This is a genomic window from Catellatospora methionotrophica, assembly GCF_011297335.1.
In the GTDB taxonomy this organism is placed as follows: Bacteria; Actinomycetota; Actinomycetes; order Mycobacteriales; family Micromonosporaceae; genus Catellatospora; species Catellatospora methionotrophica.
In genome coordinates, this window is sequence record NZ_JAAOTJ010000001.1 from 1,315,621 (window position 1) to 1,338,095 (window position 22,475).

Below are 22,475 nucleotides of genomic sequence, written 5' to 3' on the forward strand. Positions count from 1 at the left end.
GTCCCCCCAACAGAACCGCATCATCGGACACGGAGCCAGCCTGTGGGCGTCATCCACGGTGGAGGAAGCGGGGTCGCCGACGGGCCGTGCCGTGGCTACGGTGGCCCGCATGCCGATTCTGATAGCACCAACCACCAGCCTCCATGCCGCCTTCCAGGAGTGTCGTGACGACTGGGGGCCCGGCCTGCACGAGGACGGCTTCGGCATCAGCGCCGACGACGACCTGGACTCTCCCGAGGGCTTCGCCGACTGGGTGCACCGGCGCAACGCGCTCGACCACGGGGCCGGGGCACCGTGCCCGGCGGAGCGGCACGGCTCGTGCCGGTGGATCGTGGAGGACGGCCAGGTGCTCGGCGGCATCGCCCTGCGGCACCAGCAGAACGACGACCTCGGCCAGATCGGCTACGGCGTACGCCCGTCGGCCCGCCGCCGCGGCCTGGCCAGCTGGGCTCTGGGCCAGATGCTGCACGAGGCCCGCACCGTGCTCGGCCTGGACCGCGTGCTCATCCCGTGCCTGGAGGACAACGCCGCCTCGGCCCGCACGATCGAGAGCCAAGGCGGCGTGTTCCAGGGCATCCTCGACACCGGACACGTGCGGGTCCGCCGCTACTGGATCAGCCTCGACCGGTGAGAAGCCTCCGTCAGCCGGCTGTCGGGCACTGGGCGAGTTCGGAGTGGCCGTACAGCAGGTCGGCCGGCACCCCCTGCAGCGCCACCGGTCGGCGGAACCTCTCGATCGCCTCGGTGCCGACCGACGTCGACCAGGCCGCCGACGTCGCCGGCCACGGACCGCCGTGCTGCATCGCGTCGCAGACCGCGACCCCGGTGGGCACGCCGTTCCAGACGATCCGCCCGGCCCGCGCCAGCAGGCCCGGCAGCAGCACCCGGGCCCGCTCGCGGTCGCCCTCGGCGGCGAACACCGACGCGGTCAATGATCCCTCCAAACGCGACGGCACGTCCTCGGCGGCTCCGACGGCGATCACCACCGACGGCCCGAAGTGCTCCTCCAGCAGCTCACCGGTCAGTTCGCCGACGCTGACGACCACCGCGAACGGCGCGGGCGTGCCCGCACCCGCGACGACCCGGTACGCCGCCGACGCGTGCGCCTGCCACCTCTCGTGCGCCCGGGTCATGCCGTCGGTGAGCATCCGGTGCACCGGCAGCGCCGCGACGGCTGCCGCCAGCTCGTCGGCGAACGCGGCCGCGTCCGTCACCACCAGGCCCGGCTTGGTGCACAGCTGTCCCGCGGAGCCGGTGACCGCCGCGGCCAGCGCCGACACGGTCGCCGGGACGGCCGCGCCGGGCAGGACCAGCACCGGGTTGAGCGAACCCATCTCGGCGTACACCGGAATCGGGTCGGGCCTGGCCGCGGCCGCGTCCATCAGCGCCCGGCCGCCGGTCAGCGACCCGGTGAAGCCGACCGCCCGGATCCCCGGTGCCCGCACCAGCTCCAGAGAGACCTCGGGACCGCCTGCGACCAGTGAGAACGCTCCGTCGGGCAGGGCCTGGGCGAGGATCCGCCCGAGCAGTTCGGCGGTGCGCGGCTGCGCCGGGTGGGCCTTGACCACCACCGGGCAGCCCGCGGCCAGCGCCGAGGCGGTGTCGCCGCCGCTCACCCCGAACGCGAGCGGGAAGTTCGACGCGGCGAACACCGCGACCGGCCCGACCGGCACCGGCACCGTCACCACGTCGCCGCCGCCCGCGGCGACCCCGGCCGACACCCGCCGCCACGGCTTGGCCGCGTGGTCGCCGAGCAGGCGGAACTGGCCCGTGGTGCGGTCCAGCTCACCGCGCAGCCTCGCCTCGGTCAGCCCGGTCTCCGCCAGCGCCGTCGCGACGATCTCGGCACCGGCCGCGGCGAGCGCGTCGGCGCACGCGTACAGCATCGTGCGGCGCTGGTCGCCGGTCTGTGCGGCCAGGTGCGGCGTGGCCGCTGCCGCTCGCGACACCGCGGTGGACACGTTCATGCGCGCTCCCTGCCTCGTCCGGCGGCCGGACCGCCCTGGTTACTGGTTACTCTTGTCCGCAAGTGATGCGACGACAAATCGGCGACCGGCCCCTCGGCCGCCGACGACGCGCAACGATTCGCCGGGACGGTGCACCCTTGGACGCGACCCAGCCGCAGAGCCCGCAGGACACCCGGCCGACGACCGGCCAGGAGGAAGCGGACCGGGCGGCGATCGAGGGCATCGTGGGCACGTTCTTCGCCGCGTTCACCTCCGGACCGGACGGTGCCGCGCGCCTCGACGCGCTCCGTGCCCTGTTCCTGCCCGGTGCGGTCATCGTGAAGACCTGCGGCGGCGAGCCGACGGTGTACGACGTCGACGGCTTCATCACGCCCCGGCAGGCCCTGCTGACCGGCGGCACCCTGACCGGGTTCAGCGAATGGGCCCTGCCGGGACGGACCGACGTGTTCGGCGACATCGCCCAGCACTTCTGCGCCTACGCGAAGGCCGGTGAGCTCGACGGGGTCGCCTTCACCGGGCGGGGCATGAAGACGCTGCAGTTCGCCCGCACCGGCGACGGCTGGCGGATCAGCGCCGCGGCCTGGGACGACGAGCGCGAGGGCCTGGTCGTCGCCGACGACGCGACCGGCCGGTGACTACTCACCGGTGAACCGGTGCCGGGCCCCGGCCGGGGTGAAGGCGAACGTCGTCTCGAACGGGCCCCGGCCGTGCCGCACCGCGATCAGCACCAGGTCCGGCTCGGGCTGGCCGGTCGTGGCGTCCCAGTCGTAGGTGCTGGTGAAGTGGAGGCTGACGAGGTCTTCGGACCGGTCGGCGGCCGCGTAGGCCAGCGTCTTCGGGTAGCGCCGGTTCGAGCCGCCGAACAGCACCGACGGCGGCCCGAACTCCGCGACGACCTCGTCGAGACTGCGGTCCCGGGCGGTCCACGCGGCCGCGCCCTCGCGCAGGCGGCGGTGGTCGGCGTCGGGCAGCGTCCGGTCCACGGTGAGCCAGCCGTGCCGCCAGGCGAACTCGGCGTACACCGAGGCGGCCGCGCCGTCGTCCAGATAGCCGTCGACGAGCTGCGCGAACGCACCGCGTACGCCCAGGGAGTTGGCGGCGTCGCGGGATCTGAGGTCTTCCTGTTCCCGCTGCCAGCTGTCGGTGACGCCGTCGATGAACGCCATCGTGTCCGTGCACAGGCGCAGGGCGACCTCCCCGCCGTACATGCCGGACCTGCGCAGGGCATCGTTGAGCCGGTCGAGGTGGAACCCTCGCACCTCGTCGAGGGTCGGGCGGACGGCGCCGTCGGCAGACATTCCGAGATGTTCTCACGATCGACGCCGGAACCGGGGGCGGCGCGGCGGGCCGGTCGTGCCCGTAAACCGATGGCGGCCGGGTGGCAGGGCGGGCAGGCTCGGGTCCATGACGAGTAGTGACCTGTGGGACGAGGACACCGCGGCGCGGTACGACGACGTCTCGGCCGAGATGTTCGCACCGGACGTGCTCGATCCGGCCGTGGACTTCCTGGCCCGGCTCGCCGGTGACGGCCCGGCGCTGGAGTTCGCGATCGGCACGGGCCGGGTGGCCGTCCCGCTCACGGCCCGGGGCGTGCGCGTCAGCGGGATCGAGCTGTCGCAGCCGATGGTCGACCGGCTACGGCGCAAGGTGTCCGCGGACGAGGTGCCGGTCGCCGTCGGCGACATGGCCTCCACCACCGTGCCCGGCGCGTTCTCGCTGGTGTACGTGGTGTGGAACAGCATCGGCAACCTGCGTACCCAGGACGAGCAGGTGCGGTGCTTCCAGAACGCCGCGCGGCACCTCGCGCCGGGCGGCCGCTTCGTCATCGAGTTGTGGGTGCCCGGCATCCGGCGCTTCCCGCCGGGTCAGGCGGGCGTGCCGTTCGCGGTGACCGACCAGCACGTCGGCTTCGACACCTTCGACATGGTCACCCAGCAGGGCACCTCACACCACTACCGGCGGCTGGGCGACGGCAGCGCCCGCTACGGCTTCAGCAACTTCCGCTACATCTGGCCCGCCGAGTGCGATCTGATGGCACGCCTGGCCGGGCTCGAGTTCGAGCAGCGGGTGGCGGACTGGCACGGGGCGGCGTTCACCTCCGACAGCGAGAGCCACGTCTCGGTCTGGCGCAAGCCGATGGAAGCCACCGACAGCTGACGGTGCTGCGGGCGCTCGCCGCGGCGGGCGCTGTTCCGTGCCCGACAGTCGCAAGCACGACGCGCCCTGGCACAGCCTCCGCCGCCCGGACAGGGTGAGGGCTCGATCCCTCCCCTGTCCAAGGAGTTCACGAATGGTGCGATGGAAGAAGGCCGCGTTCAGCGCGTGCGCGCTCGGCCTGGCGGTGGCGCTGCTGCCGCCCGCGTCCGCCGCCGCGCGGCCCGCGGCGGCCGCGGGCCCGGCCGGCGTCGACTGGTTCGCCGAGGAGGCAGCCGGGTTCGCCAAGGAGCGCGGCATCTCCGAGGCCGAGGCCCGCGAGCGGATGTCCTGGCAGCTGGTCGCCCCCGACCTCGACGAGCGGCTGCAGACCGACCTCGGCGCGCGCTTCGGCTCGGTGTGGATCGACGTGCGCGACGGCGACCGGGTCAAGGTCGGCGTCACCGGGCAGGTCGACGGCCCCGCGCAGAGCATCGTCAAGGCTGCCGCGCAGGCGGTGGGCCTGACCCGCTATGACCTGGTCGGAGTGAAGCGGTCGGCGGCCCGGCTCGCCGCCGACAACGACTGGCTCGCTGAGGAGGTCATCCGCGTCAACCGGGGTGCGACGGTGTTCCTCAGCGCCGGCCTGCGTCCCGACCTGAACGCGGTGCAGCTCGGGGTGCCGGGCAAGGGCGAGCTGACGACCGCCCAGAAGGATCTGGTGAAGGCGGCGCAGACGCGGCTCGGCGACGGCGTGGTGCCTGCGGCGACGTCCGGCGGCTACCGGACCTTCCTCGGCTGCGACGCGCCGTACTGCGACGCGCCGCTGCGGGGCGGCGTGAAGATCAATCATCCGGACGTGTCGTGCACGTCCGGATTCGTGGCGCAGAGCAAGGTCGACAGCAAGAAGTACATCGTCACCGCAGGTCATTGCGCCATGGGCAACCTGGGCACGTGGAGCAGCAAGAACGCGGCGCTCACCCCGAAGGCCATCGGGCCGGTGCACCACTGGATCTTCGATACGTACATCGGGGACATGGCGCTCATCCGGATCAGCGACACGTCGGTGGCGACCGGCTGGGATCCGCGGCCGTGGGTGATGGTCACCTACAGCCCGCAGACCAACCAGAACACGACCTACCACATCGCCGAGGACAAGATGAGCCTGTTCGGCATGCGCGTCTGCACCACCGGCATGGCGACCCGGGTCACCAACTGCGGCATCGTGATCGAGCTCGGCCTCACCGCCAACCTGGGCGGGCTGACCATGCGCAACCTGGGCCGCACGACCAACTGCAGCAAGCCCGGCGACAGCGGCGCACCGATGTTCGCCAGCCACGTCGCGTACGGCATCCTCGTCGGCGGCGTCGAGGACGACTGCGACACCGTCTACCAGGGCATCCGCACCGCCGAACGCGAGCTCAACGTCAACATCCTGCACTGACCGGGCGCTCCGCCCGCAAGATCCGCGAACTTGCCTGGCACCTGTGCGATGACGTGGGGATACGCATGGGTGCCAGTCAGGTCGGACTGTCCCGTGCGGGGTGGATCAGGCTCCGGCGTGGGCGCTGCCGGCGGCCGGCACGGCGAACGGGTCCAGCGCGATCGGGCGGGGCTCGGCGGCGTCGCGGGTGTCGGTCCGGGGCTCCTCCGGTGCGCTGAAGACCAGCGTGGCCGGCGGGTTGGGCCGGTCGGGACGGTTCACGGATGCAGCGGACACGCAGGCTCCAAGTGGATCAACAGCTGGGGGCAGGGCCCGAAATCCGGGGCACCTGTCGACGACGGTACCCGTCATGTGCGACAGATAACAGCCGGTAACGGAAAGCATCGGACAGCGGGTCGCCGTTTGCCGACCGTCGCCGTGGGTAACCGTCAGTTCAGCCGGTCGTCCTCCCCTCGTGCCGGGCGGCCGTAGCCGAGCCCCTGCACCGCCTCCCGGAGGCCCCCATGTCCCTGTCCGAATCCCCCGCCGCCCACGCTCCCCCATCGACCGAGGCGGCACGGTGGCGGGCAAGCCTGCGGGCCGCCCGCCAGCGCCTGGAGTCGGCCAGGACCGTGCCGCCGCTGATCCTGCCCGACACCGTCGACGTTCCGGACACCGCGGACGACCAGTACGACAACCCCGACCACGCTGTCGCCTACTGGCTGCGGGTGTCGGCCGCCTGGGGCTGGCGGCTGCTGGTGCTGGCCGGGGTCGGCTGGGTGGTGCTGACGCTGGCCGGACGGCTCGCCCAGGTGCTGGTGCCGCTGTCGATCGCCCTGCTGCTGTCGGCGCTGCTCGCCCCGGCGGTGCGCGTGCTGCGCGAGCGGCTGCGCCTGCCCGCCTCGGCCGCCACCGCGATCGTGCTGTTCGGCGGGGTGCTGCTGGCGGTCGGCTTCCTGACCCTGCTGGTCACCCAGCTCGTCAACGGCATGCCCGGCCTGGCCGAGAACGCCACCGCGGGCCTGGACCAGGTCCGCGAGTGGTTGCGCACCGGGCCGCTGCACCTGTCCACCAGCCAGCTCGACGGCACCTTCGACGCGGCCGGAGCGTGGGTGCGCGACAACCGGCAGAGCCTGACCAGCGGCCTGTTCGCCACCGCCGGGGCCGGCTTCGAGGTGCTCATCACCGCGATGCTGGTCATCGTCGTGACGTTCTTCTTCCTGCGCGACGGGCGCCGGCTGTGGCACCTGGCGACGTTCGCCCTGCCGCGCCGGGCGCGCCGGCCCATGCTGGAGGCCGGTGACGCCGGGTGGCTGACGCTGGTGGCATACGTGCGCGCGACGGTGATCGTGGCGTTCATCGACGCCGTCGGCATCGGCCTGGCGCTGGTGCTGCTGCGGGTCGAGTTCGCGTTCGTGCTGGCGGCGCTGGTGTTCCTGTCCTCGTTCATCCCCATCGTCGGGGCGACCGTGTCCGGGGCGGTGGCGGTGCTCGTGGCGCTGGTCGACCAGGGCCCGCTCACCGCGCTGATCGTGCTCGCCGCGGTGATCCTGGTGCAGCAACTGGAGGGCCACGTGCTGCAGCCACTGATCATGGGCCGGGCGGTGGCGATCCACCCGCTGGCCGTGATCGTGGCGCTGGCCGCGGGTATCGCCGTCGCCGGGATCATCGGAGCGCTGATCGCGGTGCCGCTCGTCGCCGTGCTCAACACCGCGATGCGCCACCTGATGCACCGGCAGCCGCCGCCCGCCCCGGACGCGGTGGTGGTCAGCGCCGATCCGACGCCCTGAACATGCCGCGGAGGGCAGGACGCCAGAGTCCTGCCCGCCGGGACGCCGGCCCGGTCACCCAGGTGTGACCAGGCCGGCGGGTCTCATACCTGGGTCAGCCGCCACTGCTGGTTGGTGGCGGTGTGACAGGTCCACTGGATGATCGCGGCGTTGTCGGCCGTCGAGGCGCCGTTGACGTCCAGACACTTGCCGCTGGCCACGCCCTTGAGCTGGTACACCCCGACGGTCGAGGTGGGCACCGCCTGCCACTTCATGTTGTTGTTCGTGGTGCAGGTGAGCTGGACCAGGGCCGCCCCGTCGGCGGTCGAGCCGCCGGACGGCGTCAGGCACTTGCCGCTGTGCACCGCCTTGAGGTAGACGTAGCCGCTGCCCGCGTCGACGGCCTGCCACTTCTGGTTGTTGCCGCCGGTCGACGGCCACTGCACCACGGTCGCGTTGTCCGCCGTGGACACCCCGCTGACGTCGGCCAGCTTGCTGCTGTGCTGAGCCGTCAGGGTGTACGTCTTACCCGCGATGCCGCCGGTCGGGTTGGTGCCCACCCCGCTGCCGGCGAACGTGAACGAGTCGAGGTCGAAGTTGTTGTTCGCACTCGACTTGAACACCATGTACAGCTTGTGCGTGCCCGACAGCGCCGCCACGTTCACGGCCGCCTGCTGGACGTAGGTGTCCCAGCCGCCGGTCGACGCGATCGGGTTGGTCGCCAGCAGGGTGCCGGTCGGCGAGTCGGCGCGCAGCTCGATGCTGCCGCCGCCCGTCGGGGTGCTGACCCGGTAGCTGACGCTGGTGATGCCCTGCACGCTCATCGGATCGAACATGATCCAGTCGTTGTTGCTGATGTCGCCGATCCGGTTGCCGCTCTCGGCCCCCGCCTGGGCGATGACCCGGATGCCGGACTGGCTGGTGAAGTACTCCGCCTGCTTGTGCTTGGGCTGCAGCACCACGTTGGCGTAGCCGGTCAGCCGCGCCACCGACCCGTTGCCGTTGTCCTGGTAGCGGGAGTTGAGCAGGTAGAACAGGTTGGCCCCGTCCGGGTGGCCGCCGAGGTTGCCGGTGTTGACGGTGCCGGAGCAGCCGGGCAGGTCGGTGGTCGGGTGGGCGTGGTCGTCGTGGCCGAGCGCCGGGTTGGTGAACACCTGGGCGCAGTTGATGGTGCCGTCCTGGGCGTCGGTGACGCTCAGGTTGTAGGCGACGTTCTGCCCGAAGTCGAGCATGCCGCCGTTGGGCGGCGACGTGATGTTGACGATCGGGGCGTTGTTGCCCACCGTGATCGGCACGTTGACGAACGAGGACCGGCCCGTGTTGTCGGTGACGGTCAGCTTCGCGACGTAGTTGCCGTTGGTGGTGTACGCCCGGGTCGGGTTGGCGGCCGTGGAGTCGGTGCTGCCGTTGCTGTCGAAGTCCCACGCGTACGAGATGGTGTCCCCGGCGTCCGGGTCGTAGGACCCGGCACTGGAGAAGGTCACGTTCAGCGTGGCGAGGCCGTTGGTCGGGGTGCCGGTGGCCTTGGCGACCGGGGCGCGACCGCCGTGCACGTAGTCGATGCGGTAGAGCCCGGAGTCGTTGTTGCCGCCGCCGAACTCCGATCCCCATTCGAGCACGTACAGCGAGCCGTTCGCGCCGAACCGCATGGCCATGGGCTTGATGAAGCCGCCACCCGGCATGAACGGGTTGATCTTCACCAGGTTGCCCGAGCCGTCGAAGTGGATCTCCTTGATGTAGTTGCGCGACCACTCGTAGAAGAAGTGCACGCCGTTGTAGTACGCCGGGAACTTCGTCGCCGACGTGCTCGACGCGTTGTACCGGTAGACCGGGCCGCCCATCGGCGCCGAGCCGCCCTCGCCCATCTCCGGGAAGTTCGGCGACACGCCGTAGCCGTACCAGATCTGCGGCTGGACCAGCGCCGGGAGGTTACGCAGGCCGGTGTTGTTCGGCGAGTCGTTGACCGGGGCGCTGCAGTTGAACTTCGCACCGACCACGCCGGTGTCGGGGTTGTACGGCGCGTACGCCTGGTTGTTGCCGTGGCAGAACGGCCAGCCGAAGTTGCCCGCCTGCTTGATCACGTTGAGCTCGACCAGGCCCTCCGGGCCCCGGTTGGTGGTCGCGCCACCGCGGTCGGGGCCGTAGTCGGCCAGGTTCACCCAGCCGGTCTGCATGTCGACCTCGAACCGGAACGGGTTGCGGAAGCCCATCGCGTAGATCTCGGGCTTGGTCAGCGCCGTGCCCGGCGCGAACAGGTTGCCGCTGGGGATGGTGTAGGTGCCGTTGCTCTCCGGGTGGATACGCAGCAGCTTGCCCCGCAGGTCGTTGGTGTTGCCGGCGCTGCGGGCCGCGTCCAGGAAGCTCTTGCCGGACCGCCAGTCGAGCGGGGCGTAACCCTGCCAGGCCGGGTCGAGGTTCGGCGGCGAGTCGTCACCGGTCGACAGGTACAGGTTGCCGCCCGGCCCGAACGCGACGTAGCCACCCGTGTGACCGGGCTCGGCGAAGGTCCGGTCCCGGTAGGCGGGCACGTTGAGCAGGATCTGCTCGGTGGACAGGTTGATCGTGTCCCCGCTGACCGTGAACCGGGACAGCCGGTTGATGTCGGTCGAGCTGGAGGCCGGTGAGTAGTACAGGTAGATCCAGCCGTTGCTGGCGAAGTTCGGGTCGAGCGCCATACCGACCAGGCCGTCCTCGCCGCCGGTGTAGACCGACAGCTGGGCCGCCTGGACCGTCTGCTGCTGGGCGGGCTTGAAGACGTTGACCTTGCCGCCGCGCTGCACGTAGAACACCCGGCCGTCGGCGGCGATGTCCATCGCCATCGGGTCGACGGTGTTGGAGTCGAGGGTGACCTTCTCGAAGTTGCTCCACACCGTGCCGCCGCAGTCGCCGGCCAGGTTGCCCGCCGCGTAGCGCACACCGCCCAGCACGTGGTTGCGGAAGTTGGTCTCGCTGTAGGACGCGTCGTCGTGGCCCATCGCGGTGGCCCACACCTTGCCGCCCTCGGCCTCACGGCACCAGGAGATCGGGTGGTCGGCCCCCATCGCCGCGCCACCCGGGTTGTACGTGCGCTCGTCGGCGGTGACCAGCACGTGTACGTTGCCGCGGGCGTTGACGTCGAAGTTGTACCACTCCTCGGTGCGCTGCCAGTTGTCCGGCAGGCCTACCGTGGACGGGTGGACCTTGTCGGCCACCCGGGCGTAGCCCTGCAGCGAGCCGGGCGAGTGCTCGGGCATGTGCGCGCCGCCGTTGATGGTGGCGTCCCACCACGGGAAGGCCGAGTCGATGCCCATGTCGGTGGCGTTGTGGATGGCCACGATGCCCTTGCCGCTGCGCAGGAAGTTCTGCGTGGCGGTGCGCTGGGCGTCGTTGTCGAAGATCATGCCGGAGGTCTGGAACATGACCAGCACGTCGAACGTGTTCAGGTTGGCGGTGTTGAGGACGCTGGAGTCCTCGCTGAACACGACCTCGAAGTTGTTGGCCGCGGCCAGCTGGTTGAACATCGTGGTGCCGGCGGCGATGGATCCGTGCCGGTAGCCGGCGGTCTCGCTGAACACCAGCGCGCGAAACGCCGGTGCGGCCGAGGCGGTGCTCGTGGGGAGCACACTCACGGCTACTGCGGTGGCCAGCGCGAGGAACGCGCCAAGGACAGGTCTGCGGCGGCTCATGCCGTCTCCTTCGTACCCCTAAAAGGACGGTCCGGGTCCGTCATGCGTCCGCCGCGACGCACGACCGTGCTGCGCTCCGATGCCGGACAGGGATGCGGCATCGACCGATGTCGGTTCTGTTACGGGTGAGCGCGAAGCCGAGCATGTATCGATTCAGTGGGGCTCGTCAATATTCCCGCGGTGCCAGTTTTAAAAGATTCGCCAAAAGTTTGTTGCCTGCCAGGCGAAACTACGGTCCGTCCAAGAGAAAGCCCGTCGCATAGTTCCTGCTAGATGCATCAATGCCGAACCGTGACCATTTCCGGCGCGTAACAGGCTTGCTAGATCGAGCGTCAACGTTTAACGTCCGACGCCAAGACTTCCGATCAGGACAGCAAAAGTTCTTGCTCTGCCAGCGAAAGTGCGCGAGTCCGAAACGATCGAGGAGGTGCGGTGCAGCCAGACAGCGACCAGCCCCTGCTGCGGATGCGCGGGGTCGGTAAGGCGTTCTTCGGGGTACGCGTCCTCGACGACGTCGACCTCGACCTGCATCCCGGACAGGTGCACGCGCTCGTGGGCGAGAACGGCGCCGGGAAATCCACCCTGATGAAGATCGCCAGCGGGGTTTACCAGCCCGACGCCGGCACCCTGGAGCTGTCCGGCAAGCCGGTGACGCTGCCCGACCCCCGCGCCGCGCAGGCCGCCGGAATCGGCATCATCCACCAGGAGTTCAACCTGCTCCCGGAGCGCACCGTCGCCGAGAACGTGTTCCTCGGCCGCGAGCCGCTGCGCCGCGGCCTGGTCGACCGCCGGGCCATGCAGGCCCGCACCGCCGAACTGCTGGCGGGCATCGGCGAGTCCGCGATCGCACCCCAGGCGAAGGTCGGCCGGCTCAGCGTCGCCCAGCAGCAGGTCGTCGAGATCGTCAAGGCGCTCGCGCTGGACGCGCGGGTGCTCATCATGGACGAGCCCACCGCCTCGCTCGCCGACCACGAGGTCGAGCTGCTCTACGCGCTGGTGCGCCGCCTGCAAGCGCGCGGCATCGGCATCCTCTACGTCTCGCACCGGCTCACCGAGGTCTTCGACCTGTCCGGCCGGATCACGGTGCTCAAGGACGGCCGCCGGGTCACCACCCTGGCCACCGCCGAAGCCACCGCCGACACCCTGGTCCGGCACATGGTCGGCCGCGAGCTGTCGCACTACTACCCCGACCGGGCCGCCCCCGGCAGCGCGGGCGCAGCCGTGCTGACCCTGTCCGCCGCCGGCAACGGCCGCCTGCGCCCCGTCGACCTGGAACTCCGCTCGGGCGAGGTGCTCGGCGTCGGCGGGCTGCAGGGCTCCGGCCGCTCCGCGCTGGCCCGTGCCGTGTTCGGCATCGACGGCTTCCGCACCGGGCAGCTGCTGCTCGACGGAGTGGCGATGCGGGTGCGTTCCCCGCGGCAGGCGGTGCGGGCGGGCATCGCGTACGTCACCGAGGACCGCAAAGGCGAAGGCCTCGCCCTCAGCCAGTCCGTGCTCGACAACGCCCTGCTCGCCCAGCGCGCGGTCACCCCCCGCTGGTTCGCCCGCAACGCCCGCGCCACCACCGTGCGCGAACTGCTCGACGCCGTCGAGGTGCACGCCGCGGGCACCGAGCAGGAGATCCGCTACCTGTCCGGCGGCAACCAGCAGAAGGTGATCCTGGCCCGCTGGCTGGCGATGAAACCGCGGGTGCTGCTGTTCGACGAGCCCACCCGCGGCATCGACGTCGGCGCGAAAGCCGCCATCCACGACCTGATCCGCCGCCTCGCCGCCGACGGCGCGGCCGTACTGATGATCTCGTCGGAACTGCCCGAGCTGATCGGCATGAGCGACCGCATCGTCGTCATGCGCGACGGCGCGATCGCGGGCGAGCTGCCCGCCGGGTCGAGCGAGGAGGCCGTGATGGGCCTGGCCACCGGGGCCGCCACGAACACCGAGGTGACTGCATGAACAAGCGCGGATGGCGGTTGCCGCAGCTCGACGCGACCAACGGCGTATGGCCCGCCCTGGCCGTCGCGCTGGTCGTCGGCGGCTCGCTGGTCGCCCTCGACGGCGGCTCACTGTTCAGCGAGTCCAGCACGATCAGCCTGCTGCAGCGGGCCGCCGGGCTCGGCATCGTCGCGGTCGGGCAGACCATCGCCATCCTCGCCGGGTCGCTCGACCTGTCGGTGGCGTACGTGATCAGCCTGACCTCGCTGGTCGCCGCCGAGACGATGGCGGGCTCCGACGGCATGGTGCTGCCCGCGATCGGCGCGGTGCTGCTCGTGTCCGCCGCGATCGGCCTGCTCAACGGGCTGCTGATCACCAAACTGCGGATCAACGCGTTCATCGCGACGCTCGGCGTCGGGCTGCTCATCAAGGGCTACCTGGAACAGGGGTACGCCGGACCGGCGGGCAGCGTGCCCACCTCGTTCCAGCACCTGGGCTACGACCGCGTCGGCCCGATCCCGCTGTCGTTCCTGCTGTTCGCCGCCGTCGCGGCCGCGGTCTGGTTCACCCTGCGCAGCACCCGCTACGGCCACCACCTGATCGCGACCGGCGGCGACCTCGACGTCGCCCGGCTGTCCGGGGTACGCACCGACCTGGTCCTGATCCGCACCCACGTCATCTGCTCGCTGTGCGCCGGGATCGCCGGGCTCTACCTGGCCAGCCGCCTGGGCGCGGGCGCGCCGCGGGTCGGCGCCGAGGGCGGCTACGACCTGGAGTCGATCGCCGCCGTCGTGCTCGGCGGCACCGTGCTGGCCGGCGGCCGGGGCGGCGTCGCCGGCACCGTCGGCGGCGTACTGCTGCTGGCCGTCATCGACGCCGTGTTCAACCAGCTCGAAGTCGACTCCTTCTTCAAGCAGATGGTGCGCGGCGTGGTCATCGTCGCCGCGGTCGCGGTGTACGCGCTGCGCCTGCGCCGCACCTCCGACCAGCGGAAGGCGGCCGTGGCATGAGCACTCAAACAGCGGCACTTACCAGCGCTGCCCCGGCGGGGCTGGGCGGCGGCGGGCGCAGCGGCTGGGGCGCGGGCAGCATCCGGCCCGTGCTGATCATCCTGGTGCTGCTGCTGATCGCGGTCGGCATCCGCCAGCCCGACTTCTACGACCCGCCCGTGCTGCTGGCGTTCCTCAAACGGGCCGCCCCACTGATCATCCTGGCCGCCGGGCAGTACTTCGTCATCGTCGCGGGCGACTTCGACCTGTCCGTCGGCTCGCTGGTCACCGCCGAAGTGGTGATCGCCGCCCGGCTCATCGACGGCGACCCCGCCGCGACCTGGCCGGTCATCGCGCTGCTGCTCGGCTTCGGCCTGCTCATCGGCCTGGTCAACGGCCTGGTCACCACGCTGCTGCAGGTGCCGTCGTTCATCACCACGCTCGGCATGTACCTGGTGCTCGTCGGCGCGGTCTACACCTGGACCGGCGGCTCCCCGCGCGGCGCGCTCTCGGAGGAGTTCCGGCTGTTCGGCCGCCGCGGCATCGACGGCGTCCCGGTCCTCGGGCAGCTGCCGTACGCGGTGCTGGTCCTGGCCGGGGTCGCGGTCCTCGCCGTGCTGGCGATGCGGTCGGACTTCGGCAAGGTGCTGCTCGCCGTCGGCGACAACCCCCGGGCCGCCCGGGTCACCGGCGCCCGCACCGCCCGCGTGCGCACCATCGCGTTCCTGGCCAGCGGGGTGCTCGCGGCCGTCGCGGCGATCCTGCTCGGCGGCTTCGGCGGCGTGTCCTTCCAGGTCGGCCAGGGACTGGAGTTCACCGCGATCACCGCGGTCGTGCTCGGCGGGGTGGTGCTCGGCGGCGGGCGCGGCTCGGTCGCCGGGGCCATGCTCGGCGCGCTCACCCTGCAGACCCTGCTCACCCTGCTCAACCTGCTCGGCGTATCCGGCGCGCTCAGCTCCGCCGTGCAGGGCCTGATCATCCTCGCCGCCGTCGCCGTCGGCACCCTGCGCCGCCGCACCTGAACCTCACCGCTGAAACGCACTGCCGCACCACCTGACTGAACCGCCCAGCACTGCAACCGAGAGGAACACGCATGAGGAAAAGCACACCCTTCCTGCTGGCCGTGTGCACCGCCGTGGCGGTGGGCGTGGTCGGCTGCACCAGCGACGTGCCCGGCGCGTCGCCCAGCGCCGGACCCAGCGGGGCCGGCACCGGCGAGACGTCGAAGTTCTTCGTCCAGGCCGACCACGACAACGAGCTGGCGCTGCGTACCAAGTCCGCCACCGGCCCCGCGGACAAGCCGTGGGAGCAGGCCCTGGACCCCAAGACCGTGGACACCGCCAAGTACAAGAAGGCCGGCCCGTACAACCTGTGCTTCTCCAACGCGGGCGTGGGCAACCCGTGGCGGCAGGTCGGCTTCAAGAACATGCAGGCCGAGGTGAAGCTGCACCCGGAGATCAAGTCGTTCACCGTGGCCGACGCGGAGAGCAAGGACGACAAGCAGATCTCCGACATCACCGACCTGCTCGGCAAGGGCTGCGACGCGCTCATCGTCTCCCCGAACACGACCGCGACGCTGACCCCGGCCGTCGAGCAGGCCTGCGCCAAGGTGCCGGTCATCGTGTTCGACCGCGGCGTCAACACCAAGTGCCCGGTCACCTTCATCAACCCCATCGGCGGGTACGCGTTCGGCGCGACCGGCGCGGAGTTCCTCGTCGAGAAGGTCAAGCCGAAGGGCAAGGTCCTCGCGCTGCGCATCCTGCCCGGCGTCGACGTGCTCGAAGCCCGCTGGGGCGCGGCGAAGGTCGTGTTCGACAAGTCCGAGCTGGACGTCGTCGGCGTCGAGTTCACCGACGGTGACGCGGCCAAGACCAAGACCATCGTCAGCAACTACATCCAGCGCTTCGGCGACATCGACGGCATCTGGATGGACGCCGGTGCCACCGCCGTCGCCGCCGCCGAGGCGTTCGAGGACGCGGGCAAGCCGTTCCCGGCCATCGTCGGCGAGGACCAGCAGGACTTCCTCAAGATGTGGCAGGACAAGAAGCTCACCGCGATCGCCCCGACCTACCCCACCTACCAGTGGCGCACCCCGGTCATCGCCGCGCTGAAGATCCTCAACGGCGAGGCCGTGGCCAGCCCCTGGAAGCTGCCCCAGCCGACCATCACCGCCGACAACCTGAGCCAGTTCGTGCAGAAGGACATGCCGCCGCTGCACTACGCCATGTGCGGCTGCGCCACCCTGCCCGGCTACCCCGGTGACTGGGGCGGCAAGTAACCCCTGCGACACCACGGCGGCCGCCCTCCTCCCAGGGCGGCCGCCTTTCCCAGCGAAAGAGGTGCGTTGTGTTCGCCGTCGGTGCCAACCCGTGGATCTGGACCTCCCCCGTCGACGACCGCGCCCTGCGCGAACTCGTCCCCCGCATCGCCGCCTGGGGCTTCGACGCGATCGAGATCCCCGTGGAGAACCCGGGCGACTGGACGCCCACCGAGGTCCGCGACCTGCTCGCCGCACACGGCCTGGCCGCCGCCGCGGTGCTCGCGGTCACCCCGCCCGGCCGCGACCTCGTCTGCACCGACGCCGCCACGGTACGCAGCTCGCAGGACTACCTGCGCGGCCTCATCGACGCGGCTGCCGTACTCGGCGCGCCCAGCGTCTGCGGCCCCGTCTACGCGGCCGTCGGCCGCCTCTGGCGCATGTCCCCCGCCGAGCGGACGGACTGCTACCGGCAGCTGCGATCCGCCCTGGAGCCGATCGCCGAGTACGCCGCCGAGCGCGGGGTCGCCGTCGGCATCGAGGCGCTGAACCGGTACGAGACCTCGGTCGTCAACACCATGGCGCAGACCCTGGAGGCGATCGACGGGCTGCCCGGCAACGTCGGCATCATGCTCGACAGCTACCACATGAACATCGAGGAGTCCGACCCGTACGCCGCGGTGATCCTGGCCGGGCCGCGCATCGTGCATGTGCAGGTCTCCGGCAGCGACCGCGGCGCACCCGGCGCGGACCACCTCGACTGGCCGCGCTGGCTCAGCGCGCTGGCCGCCACCGGCTACCGCGGCCCGATCTGCATCGAATCCTTCACCGGTGACAACGAGGCCATCGCCGTCGCCGCCGCCATCTGGCGCCCCCTCGCCCCCACCCAGGACGCCCTGGCCACCACCGGCCTCGCCTACCTCCGCCAGGTAACCGCCACCCTCCTGACCTGAGTAGTGATCGCCGTTTCAGGTCAGAAGCCGGGGTTTAACCAAGGGTTCTGACCCGAAACGGCGATCATGCAGGGAAGGAGCCGGGTCAGCGGCGGGTGAAGTCGGCGGTCCAGTTGACTTCCCAGGTCACGCCGCTGTCGGGGGAGAAGGACTGCTCCCAGTGCGGGTGGTCGGTGTCGGTCCGCGACCACTGGTAGCGGACCCGGATCGGGGTGCCCTCCCAGGTGTCGTCGCACTCGAAGGTGCCGATGCCGTCCTCGAAGCGGCCCACGACCGGGTTGTCCAGCAGGCCGCCGGTGTTCTTCGAGGCCCACCAGATCCGCCAGGTCTGCTCCTCGGGGTGGAACAGACGCAGGGCGACGCCCTCGTAGCCACGCTCCGGGGCGCGGAGCACGTCGAGCACGCCGGTGCCGTCGAACAGCACCTGGCAGTCCAGGGTCGCGTCGAAGGCGTACCACTCGTCCTGGCCTGCCAGCACCTTGACCAGGCGGCGCTGCACGCTGTCCCACGAACCGGCGAGGAAGTCGAAATCAGTGTTCGTCATGTCAGGCACGCTATGGCCACTGCCCTGACATGTTCTGTCAGTGCTCCACGGCAGACTTCACGACATGCGCGCCGACCGGCTCCTGTCCATCGTCCTGCTGCTGCAGACCCGCGGCCGCCAGACCGCACACCAGCTCGCCGCCGAGCTGGAGGTGTCACCCCGCACCATCTACCGCGACATGCTGGCGCTGGGCACGGCGGGCATCCCGGTCTACGGCGACGTCACCGGCTACGGCCTGGTGGACGGCTACCGCACCCAGCTGACCGGCCTGACCGCCGCCGAGGCGCGCGGCCTCGTGCTCGCCGAGCTGCCCGGCGTCGCCGCCGACCTCGGCCTGACCGAGGCGGTCGCCGCCGCGCAGCTCAAACTCAGCGCCGCCCTGCCCGACGCGCTGCGCGAACGGGCCACCCGCATGCGCCAGCGCTTCCACCTGGACACCCCCGGCTGGTATGAGGACGGCGACAGTTCCGAGAACGTCGCGGCGCTGGCCGAGGCGGTATGGCACCAGCGTGCCCTGACCGTCCACTACGAGAACTGGACCGGCTCGGCCGAGCACCGGCTGGAGCCGTACGGCCTGGTCCTCAAGGCCGGCAAGTGGTATCTGGTGGCCCGCGCCGCCCGTGGCCTGCGTACGTTCCGGGTCAGCCAGATCCGTGAACTGACCGTGCTGCCGCACGAGTTCACCTGGCCCGACGGGTTCGACCTGGTCGAACACTGGCAGCGGCACATCGCCGACTTCCGCGCCCGGCTGGTCCGCGGCGAGGCGCTGGCCCGCTTCTCCCCGCAGGCCCTGGAGCTGCTGCCGCACATGATGGGCCGGGCTGTCGCCGACGCCGTGGCCGCGGGCGAGCCGCAGCCCGACGGCTGGATCCTGGCCCGCGTGCCGATCGAGACCGACGGCCACGCGCAGATGCAGTTCCTGCGCCTCGGCGCGCAGGTCGAGGTGCTGGCACCGGCGTCGCTGCGCGCCCGCATGGCCGCCACCGTCGCCGACTTGGCCCGCACCTACGCGGACCGGCCCGAACCCGTTTGACGACCCGGCCGTCCGGGCGACAGGGTTGCCGCATGACGACGATCATCCGCAATGTCGCGTTCGACGCCGCCGACCCCGGCGCCCTCGCACGCTGGTGGGCACAGATCTTCGACAGCGAGGCCGACGGCGACGACCACGCCGCCGCGTTCGACCTGCCGTCGGGCCAGACCGTGTACTTCCAGCGGGTCCCCGAACCGAAGGCCGTCAAGAACCGCCTGCACCTGTGCCTGCAGTCCGACACGCCCCGCGACGTCGAGGTCGACCGGATCACCGCCCTGGGCGCGACGATGGTCGCCGACCACCGCAACGCCGACGGCACCGGCTGGGCGGTGCTCGCCGATCCGGAGGGCAACGAGTTCTGCGTCCTGCGCTCGCAGGCGGAGAGAGGTTTCTGAGATGCGCCTGACCAAATACGGCCACGCCTGTGTACGCATCGACGGCCCCGACGGGGCAGTGGTGATCGACCCGGGCACCTACTCGGAGCCGGTGTCCTTCGACGGCGTCTCCGCGGTGCTCGTCACGCACGAGCACGCCGACCACGTCGACCGCGACCTGCTCCGGGCCGCCCGTGACCGCGACCCGGCGCTGACCGTGTACACCCACCCTCAGCTGGCGGCCGAGCTGGGCGACGGCGTACGGGCGGTCTCCCCCGGCGAGGTCTTCACCGCCGCCGGGTTCACGGTGCGGGCCGTCGGCGGCGAGCACGCCGAGATCATCGACGGCCTGCCCGGCTGCGCCAACATCGGTTTCGTCGTCAACGGCGTCTACCACCCCGGCGACTCGCTGTTCGTGCCGTCGGAGCCGGTGGAGACGCTGCTGATCCCCGCGGCCGGGCCGTGGCTGAAGATCGGCGACGCGATCCGGTTCGCCCGCGCGGTACGCCCGCGCCACACGTTCCCGATCCACGACGGCGTGCTCAACGACCTCGGCCTGCACCAGTTCGACGCCTGGCTGGGCGACGAGGACGGCATCGGCTACGCCCGCATCCCCCTGGGCGAGAGCATCAGCCTGTAGGAAGCCCGATCGGTCACGACCTCGCCTCCGCCGGGAACTGTCGTGAGCGACGGGTGCTCGTTGCGGGACTCGAAAGCGTCCCGAAACGAGCACCCGAAAACGCGACATGTCTCCGGGCCGCCAAATCGCGCCAGACCGGTCCCTGGTCGGGGCACCTCCGGCCCAGCGGGTTCAGTCCGGCAGCATCGGCATGACCAGGCCGGTGTCCGTCCCGAGCAGCGTGCCGCGCTGTAGCGAGGTGGTCCCGAAACGGCGGCGGACCGCGTCGACGGCCGCGTCGAGCGCGTCGCGGGGCAACGCGTCGAAGGGCAGCTCGGGCTGGATGTCGCCGGTGCGGTCGAGGTTGCCGACCGATACGCCGATCAGGGTCAGGCCGCGCTCGGCGACCAGCGGCGACGCGGCGGCCAGCAGCGCCCGCGCGGTGTCCAGGACCGCCTGGGTCTGCGACGTCGCCTTGGCCATGGTCGACGACCGGGTCGCCCGGGTGTAGTCGGCGAAGCGCAGCCGCAGCACCACGGTGCGGCCGGGACGCTGCGCGCTGCGCATCCGGCGGGTGACCCGTTCGACGAGCCCGGCCAGCGCCGCCTCCAGGAACTCGACGGTGTGCGGGCCACGGCCCAGTGCGCGCTGGGCGCCCATCGACGCGCGGCGGCGGCCGGTGACGACCGGTCGCGGATCACGGTTGTGGGCGAGGGCGTGCAGGTGGCGGCCCGATCCCTGACCGAGCATCGACACCAGGGCGGCCTCGCCCAGCCGGGCCACCTGCCCGACGGTGCGGATGCCGCGCTGGTGCAGCTTCGCCGACGTCACCGCGCCGACGCCCCACAGCACCTCGACCGGCAGCCCGTGCAGGAAGGTCAGCTCCTCGGCGGGCGCGACGGCCAGCAGCCCGTCCGGTTTCGCGACCCGGCTGGCGACCTTGGCCAGGAACTTCGTGCGCGCCACCCCGACGGTGATCGGCAGGCCGACGCGTTCGAGCACGTCGCGGCGCAGCCGGGCCGCGATCGTCACCGGCGTTCCGGCGATCCGGTGCAGTCCGCCGACGTCGAGGAACGCCTCGTCGATCGACAGCGGTTCGACGATCGGCGTGGTGTCGTCGAAGACCTCGAACACCGCCCGGCTGGCCTCGGTGTAGGCCGCCATGCGCGGCGGCACCACGATCGCCTGCGGGCAGCGGTCGCGCGCGGCGCGCACACTCGTCGCGGTGCGTACGCCGAAGGCTTTGGCCTCGTAGCTGGCGGCCAGCACCACCCCGCCGCCGACGATCACGGGGCGGCCCCGCAGGCGCGGATCGTCTCGCTGCTCCACCGACGCGTAGAACGAGTCGAGATCCGCGTGCAGGATCGTCGCCGAGCTGGTCATCCCCGGAGTTTAGTACACAGGTTCGAAGAGCGCGGTCAGCCGCCTGCCGCGTTGTGCCGGGCCACCAGACCGGGAAGCTCGTCGAGCGCCGCGATCCGGAACAGGCTCGCCGCCGCCACCTCCGGCAGGTCGAGAATGTGGCCCCAGGGCCCGCGCCTGATCAGGCACGTCTTCAGCCCGGCCGCCACGGCCGGGCGCACATCGTTGTCCGGCCGGTCGCCGACGTACAGGATCGAGGAGGCGTCGCCGCCGCCCACGCGGATGACGTGCTCGAAGAAGGCCGGTGCTGGTTTCGTCGCGCCCCAGCCGTCCGACGTGCCGATCACGTCGACGGGAAGGTCGAGATCGCGCAGGAGCGTCTCGGCGTAGGCAGGCTGATTGCCCGCCAGCCCCACCAGCAGACCCTGCTCCTTCAACGCGGTCAGGCACGCCCGCGCATCGGGGTAGAGATCCTTCTCGCCGAACGACTCCGTAGCCCCGGCGACCGCGCGGCGCTCGCGCTCCGTCGCGAGATCGAAGTCGGGCCGAAACGTCCGGAACGTCTCCTCGAAGTCCAGGCCCCGGGCGATCACCGCGCCCAGGACCGCCGACATCGTGTGCCGCGGCACGCCGAGCCAGTCCGCCCAGGACGCGAACTCGTAGGACTCGTCGAGAATCGTCCCGCCGACATCGAAGACGACCGCATCGATCACTGACTGTCCTCCGTCACGGATAGGTCTCCACGGCCCCGACGGCATGCGTCAGGGGGTGCGGCCGATGAAGGCGAGCAGGCGCGTCTGCGGGTCCGCGTCGTCGGGGACCCCGACCCTCGGACCGTAGTGCCCGCTGGAGCGCAGCGCCGCGTCCATCGGCAGCATGCCCTCCAGCATCGCGGCGCACCGCTGCGGGTCCAGGCGCTCGTCCTGACCGGTCGCCCGCGCCAGGTCCCAGGTGTGCATGAAGACGTCGGAGGTGTAGAACATCGCGACCGCATGGTCCAGCGGCATCTCGCCGATGTTCGGATTGCGGAGGACCTTGCCCGCCGTCGCGGGGTCGTCCAGCAGCGCCTGCACACCGTCGCTGTGCACCGCCCATGCCGCCACGGGGTCCTCCGCGACCGGCGGCCCCTTCGGCAGTTCCACGCCCGCGCCTGCGTGCAGGAAACCCGGGAACCACTCGACCAGGTGCCCCACCACGTCCCGGGCGACCCAGCCCGCGCACGGTGCCGGGCGCTCCCAGTCGCCGGAGGCGACCCCGCGTACGCGTTCGGTGAACACCCCGGCGATGAGGCGGTGTTCGTCAGCGGGACCGGCCATGACGTCTGCTCCTTCGGCTCGGCCCGGGGCTGGACGATCTCGCATCGACGCTCGAACGGCCGGGCCGCCGAACATGCTATCCGCCGGATACGACGCCTTCGATCGCGACGACGGCTGCGGCCCAGAGCGATACACCGGCGAA

General features: G+C 71.3%; 20 protein-coding genes and 1 pseudogene. 13 read left to right on the forward strand and 8 right to left on the reverse strand.

Translation table 11 applies throughout. The annotated features are described in order from the left end of the window. The first annotated feature begins 109 nt into the window (after window positions 1–109). Window positions 110–631 (forward strand): GNAT family N-acetyltransferase, encoded by a 522-nt coding sequence (locus HAV40_RS05735; RefSeq protein ID WP_166379659.1) that lies wholly within the window; start codon window positions 110–112, stop codon window positions 629–631. A gap of 10 nt (window positions 632–641) precedes the next feature. Here the strand turns inward: HAV40_RS05735 and HAV40_RS05740 are convergent. Then, window positions 642–1,970, reverse strand: a pseudogene (locus tag HAV40_RS05740) (aldehyde dehydrogenase family protein); the annotation flags it as partial. A 134-nt stretch (window positions 1,971–2,104) separates the two neighbouring features. Here HAV40_RS05740 and HAV40_RS05745 point away from each other — a divergent pair. After that, complete coding sequence (locus HAV40_RS05745) at window positions 2,105–2,602, forward strand: DUF4440 domain-containing protein (protein WP_203671441.1); 498 nt, start codon at window positions 2,105–2,107, stop codon at window positions 2,600–2,602. Here the strand turns inward: HAV40_RS05745 and HAV40_RS05750 are convergent, their stop codons facing one another. Further along, the gene (locus HAV40_RS05750; RefSeq protein WP_166379663.1) at window positions 2,603–3,265 is read right to left on the reverse strand and encodes a hypothetical protein; all 663 of its coding nucleotides are present in this window, start codon (window positions 3,263–3,265) and stop codon (window positions 2,603–2,605) included. It abuts the gene before it with no gap. 106 nt (window positions 3,266–3,371) lie between these two features. Here HAV40_RS05750 and HAV40_RS05755 point away from each other — a divergent pair, with 106 nt between their 5' ends. Both HAV40_RS05755 and HAV40_RS05760 read left to right on the forward strand, forming a co-directional pair. Further along, window positions 3,372–4,124 carry a class I SAM-dependent DNA methyltransferase gene (locus HAV40_RS05755; protein ID WP_166379665.1) on the forward strand — a complete coding sequence of 251 codons (753 nt, stop codon included), beginning with the start codon at window positions 3,372–3,374 and terminating at the stop codon, window positions 4,122–4,124. Window positions 4,125–4,257: 133 nt separating this feature from the next. After that, entirely contained in the window at window positions 4,258–5,544 is a 1,287-nt protein-coding gene (locus HAV40_RS05760; protein WP_166379667.1) for a S1 family peptidase, read from the forward strand. A 105-nt stretch (window positions 5,545–5,649) separates the two neighbouring features. Here the strand turns inward: HAV40_RS05760 and HAV40_RS05765 are convergent, their stop codons facing one another. After that, window positions 5,650–5,820: a hypothetical protein gene (locus tag HAV40_RS05765; RefSeq protein WP_166379669.1), complete on the reverse strand. Its 171-nt coding sequence runs from the start codon at window positions 5,818–5,820 to the stop codon at window positions 5,650–5,652. 227 nt (window positions 5,821–6,047) lie between these two features. Here HAV40_RS05765 and HAV40_RS05770 point away from each other — a divergent pair, with 227 nt between their 5' ends. Beyond that, window positions 6,048–7,313, forward strand: coding sequence for an AI-2E family transporter (locus tag HAV40_RS05770; RefSeq protein WP_166379671.1), 1,266 nt, complete (start codon window positions 6,048–6,050; stop codon window positions 7,311–7,313). 83 nt (window positions 7,314–7,396) lie between these two features. Here HAV40_RS05770 and HAV40_RS05775 read toward each other — a convergent pair whose 3' ends face one another. Continuing rightward, window positions 7,397–10,957 (reverse strand): ThuA domain-containing protein, encoded by a 3,561-nt coding sequence (locus tag HAV40_RS05775; RefSeq protein WP_166379673.1) that lies wholly within the window; start codon window positions 10,955–10,957, stop codon window positions 7,397–7,399. A gap of 432 nt (window positions 10,958–11,389) precedes the next feature. Here HAV40_RS05775 and HAV40_RS05780 point away from each other — a divergent pair, with 432 nt between their 5' ends. The 5 genes from HAV40_RS05780 to HAV40_RS05800 all read left to right on the forward strand — a co-directional run bounded on the left by HAV40_RS05780 (window position 11,390) and on the right by HAV40_RS05800 (window position 17,085). Beyond that, complete coding sequence (locus HAV40_RS05780; protein WP_239086380.1) at window positions 11,390–12,907, forward strand: sugar ABC transporter ATP-binding protein; 1,518 nt, start codon at window positions 11,390–11,392, stop codon at window positions 12,905–12,907. Then, window positions 12,904–13,896, forward strand: a complete 993-nt coding sequence (locus HAV40_RS05785; protein ID WP_166379675.1) for an ABC transporter permease — start codon at window positions 12,904–12,906, stop codon at window positions 13,894–13,896. The genes HAV40_RS05780 and HAV40_RS05785 overlap by 4 nt, the downstream gene beginning before the upstream one ends. Further along, complete coding sequence (locus HAV40_RS05790) at window positions 13,893–14,897, forward strand: ABC transporter permease (protein WP_166379677.1); 1,005 nt, start codon at window positions 13,893–13,895, stop codon at window positions 14,895–14,897. Before HAV40_RS05785 ends, HAV40_RS05790 begins: the two co-directional genes overlap by 4 nt. 71 nt (window positions 14,898–14,968) lie before the next feature. Continuing rightward, entirely contained in the window at window positions 14,969–16,153 is a 1,185-nt protein-coding gene (locus HAV40_RS05795) for a substrate-binding domain-containing protein (RefSeq protein ID WP_166379679.1), read from the forward strand. Between the two features lie 68 nt (window positions 16,154–16,221). Further along, window positions 16,222–17,085, forward strand: a complete 864-nt coding sequence (locus HAV40_RS05800) for a sugar phosphate isomerase/epimerase family protein (RefSeq protein WP_166379681.1) — start codon at window positions 16,222–16,224, stop codon at window positions 17,083–17,085. Window positions 17,086–17,170: 85 nt separating this feature from the next. On the opposite strand, the gene HAV40_RS05805 is transcribed toward HAV40_RS05800, so the two are convergent. Further along, window positions 17,171–17,629 (reverse strand): hypothetical protein, encoded by a 459-nt coding sequence (locus tag HAV40_RS05805; RefSeq protein WP_166379683.1) that lies wholly within the window; start codon window positions 17,627–17,629, stop codon window positions 17,171–17,173. A gap of 64 nt (window positions 17,630–17,693) precedes the next feature. On the opposite strand from HAV40_RS05805, the gene HAV40_RS05810 reads away from it, so the two are divergent. The 3 genes from HAV40_RS05810 to HAV40_RS05820 are packed head-to-tail and all read left to right on the forward strand — an operon-like array spanning window position 17,694 to window position 19,676. After that, window positions 17,694–18,662, forward strand: a complete 969-nt coding sequence (locus HAV40_RS05810) for a helix-turn-helix transcriptional regulator (protein ID WP_166379685.1) — start codon at window positions 17,694–17,696, stop codon at window positions 18,660–18,662. A gap of 32 nt (window positions 18,663–18,694) precedes the next feature. Further along, window positions 18,695–19,057: a VOC family protein gene (locus tag HAV40_RS05815; RefSeq protein WP_166379687.1), complete on the forward strand. Its 363-nt coding sequence runs from the start codon at window positions 18,695–18,697 to the stop codon at window positions 19,055–19,057. A 1-nt stretch (window position 19,058) separates the two neighbouring features. Then, a complete protein-coding gene (locus tag HAV40_RS05820) occupies window positions 19,059–19,676 on the forward strand; it encodes an MBL fold metallo-hydrolase (RefSeq protein ID WP_166379689.1) in 618 nt (205 codons plus the stop codon). A gap of 171 nt (window positions 19,677–19,847) precedes the next feature. Here HAV40_RS05820 and dinB read toward each other — a convergent pair whose 3' ends face one another. From dinB to HAV40_RS05835, 3 genes are read right to left on the reverse strand one after another with little or no spacing between them, the layout of a single operon-like run. Continuing rightward, window positions 19,848–21,038, reverse strand: coding sequence for a DNA polymerase IV (dinB, locus tag HAV40_RS05825; protein ID WP_166379691.1), 1,191 nt, complete (start codon window positions 21,036–21,038; stop codon window positions 19,848–19,850). A 35-nt stretch (window positions 21,039–21,073) separates the two neighbouring features. Continuing rightward, the gene (locus HAV40_RS05830) at window positions 21,074–21,775 is read right to left on the reverse strand and encodes an HAD family hydrolase (protein ID WP_239086382.1); all 702 of its coding nucleotides are present in this window, start codon (window positions 21,773–21,775) and stop codon (window positions 21,074–21,076) included. A gap of 3 nt (window positions 21,776–21,778) precedes the next feature. Further along, complete coding sequence (locus HAV40_RS05835) at window positions 21,779–22,333, reverse strand: TIGR03086 family metal-binding protein (RefSeq protein ID WP_166379693.1); 555 nt, start codon at window positions 22,331–22,333, stop codon at window positions 21,779–21,781. Window positions 22,334–22,475: the final 142 nt, after the last annotated feature.

Bases quoted from the DNA above. Each gene is read 5' to 3' on its own strand.
- HAV40_RS05735 (WP_166379659.1), top strand. From the start codon at position 110: ATGCCGATTCTGATAGCACCAACCACCAGCCTCCATGCCGCCTTCCAG.
- HAV40_RS05750 (WP_166379663.1), bottom strand. From the start codon at position 3,265: ATGTCTGCCGACGGCGCCGTCCGCCCGACCCTCGACGAGGTGCGAGGG.
- HAV40_RS05755 (WP_166379665.1), top strand. From the start codon at position 3,372: ATGACGAGTAGTGACCTGTGGGACGAGGACACCGCGGCGCGGTACGAC.
- HAV40_RS05760 (WP_166379667.1), top strand. From the start codon at position 4,258: ATGGTGCGATGGAAGAAGGCCGCGTTCAGCGCGTGCGCGCTCGGCCTG.
- HAV40_RS05770 (WP_166379671.1), top strand. From the start codon at position 6,048: ATGTCCCTGTCCGAATCCCCCGCCGCCCACGCTCCCCCATCGACCGAG.
- HAV40_RS05775 (WP_166379673.1), bottom strand. From the start codon at position 10,957: ATGAGCCGCCGCAGACCTGTCCTTGGCGCGTTCCTCGCGCTGGCCACC.
- HAV40_RS05785 (WP_166379675.1), top strand. From the start codon at position 12,904: ATGAACAAGCGCGGATGGCGGTTGCCGCAGCTCGACGCGACCAACGGC.
- HAV40_RS05790 (WP_166379677.1), top strand. From the start codon at position 13,893: ATGAGCACTCAAACAGCGGCACTTACCAGCGCTGCCCCGGCGGGGCTG.
- HAV40_RS05795 (WP_166379679.1), top strand. From the start codon at position 14,969: ATGAGGAAAAGCACACCCTTCCTGCTGGCCGTGTGCACCGCCGTGGCG.
- HAV40_RS05805 (WP_166379683.1), bottom strand. From the start codon at position 17,629: ATGACGAACACTGATTTCGACTTCCTCGCCGGTTCGTGGGACAGCGTG.
- HAV40_RS05810 (WP_166379685.1), top strand. From the start codon at position 17,694: ATGCGCGCCGACCGGCTCCTGTCCATCGTCCTGCTGCTGCAGACCCGC.
- HAV40_RS05815 (WP_166379687.1), top strand. From the start codon at position 18,695: ATGACGACGATCATCCGCAATGTCGCGTTCGACGCCGCCGACCCCGGC.
- HAV40_RS05820 (WP_166379689.1), top strand. From the start codon at position 19,059: ATGCGCCTGACCAAATACGGCCACGCCTGTGTACGCATCGACGGCCCC.
- dinB (WP_166379691.1), bottom strand. From the start codon at position 21,038: ATGACCAGCTCGGCGACGATCCTGCACGCGGATCTCGACTCGTTCTAC.
- HAV40_RS05830 (WP_239086382.1), bottom strand. From the start codon at position 21,775: ATGCCGTCGGGGCCGTGGAGACCTATCCGTGACGGAGGACAGTCAGTG.
- HAV40_RS05835 (WP_166379693.1), bottom strand. From the start codon at position 22,333: ATGGCCGGTCCCGCTGACGAACACCGCCTCATCGCCGGGGTGTTCACC.